This is a genomic window from Crystallibacter degradans (genome assembly GCF_012952295.1).
In the GTDB taxonomy this organism is placed as follows: Bacteria; Actinomycetota; Actinomycetes; order Actinomycetales; family Micrococcaceae; genus Crystallibacter; species Crystallibacter degradans.
Genome location: NZ_JABBCH010000112.1, coordinates 1 through 255 on the forward strand (window position 1 = coordinate 1; position 255 = coordinate 255).

At 65.1% G+C, this 255-nt stretch carries 1 protein-coding gene; it reads left to right on the top strand.

From position 1 onward, the window contains the following. On the top strand, positions 1–255 hold a 255-nt coding region (locus tag HGO92_RS23340), incomplete at both ends, for a P-type ATPase actuator domain-containing protein (RefSeq protein ID WP_440915803.1).

Consider the following 255-nt stretch of genomic DNA (forward strand, 5'->3'; position numbering starts at 1 on the left):
ACCACCTTCGTACTGCTGGGCCACTGGTTTGAAATGCGGGCACGGGGCGGCGCCAACGACGCCGTCCGTACGCTGCTCGAACTCGCACCCTCGATGGCCCTGGTCATCCGCGACGGACAAACGGTGGGAGTCCCGACCGCCGAGGTAATGCCCGGGGACCTAATGCTGGTCCGCCCGGGATCGAAGATCCCCACCGACGGTGTAGTCGAAGAGGGCGAATCCGAGATCGACGAGTCCATGGTCACCGGGGAAAGC